Source organism: Streptomyces sp. AC627_RSS907, assembly GCF_019049165.1.
Window position 1 is genome coordinate 1 of sequence record NZ_JAGMUE010000617.1, and the last position, 706, is coordinate 706.

Annotated in this window: 1 protein-coding gene and 1 tRNA gene; both read left to right on the forward strand. The window is 70.3% G+C overall.

What is annotated here, in order from left to right:
- A partial coding sequence (locus KUM32_RS37420) for a DUF3418 domain-containing protein (RefSeq protein ID WP_217146304.1) occupies positions 1-468 on the forward strand: 468 nt, incomplete at its 5' end.
- Positions 469-607: 139 nt separating this feature from the next.
- Positions 608-682, forward strand: a tRNA-Asp gene (locus KUM32_RS37425).
- Positions 683-706: the final 24 nt, after the last annotated feature.

Below are 706 nucleotides of genomic sequence, written 5' to 3' on the forward strand. Positions count from 1 at the left end.
ACGATGGACACCATCCGCAAGGTCCGCGAGGTGCTGGCCGCCTGGCAGGCGTGCGAGCGCCGGCTGAAGGCCACCACGAGCGTGGTCCTCGCGCCGTCGTTGGCCGACATCAGGGAGCAGCTCGCCGCGCTGATCAAGCCGGGCTTCGTCACCGAGCACGGCGTACGGCGGCTGCCCGACCTGATGCGCTACCTGGTGGCCGTCGACCGCCGTCTCCAGCAACTGCCGCACAACGCCGAGCGGGACCGCGCCCGGATGGCGAAGGTGCACGACATGCGCGACGAGTACCTGTGGCTGCTGGAACAGCTTGAGCTCAAGCACCCGGGCCGGCCCGTGCCCCGGGAGGCGCTGGAGATCCGCTGGATGATCGAGGAGCTGCGGGTCAGCTACTTCGCCCATGCCCTGGGCACGGCGTACCCGATCTCCGACAAGCGGATCGTGAAGGCCGTGACCGCCGCCGCTCCCTGACCCCGCTGCCCGGACAGCCGCCTCCCTGGGCCTCGGGGCCCCGGCGGGGGCGGCCCGGGAGCGCGGTTCGACCCCACCCCCTGACCTGCTGTAGAGTCTCTTCTCGCGGCCGGACAAGCACAACACGGCGCGAAAGCTTGGTCCTGTGGAGCAGTTTGGAGTGCTCGCCACCCTGTCAAGGTGGAGGCCGCGGGTTCAAATCCCGTCAGGACCGCGGTAGACGATGAGGCTCGCACCC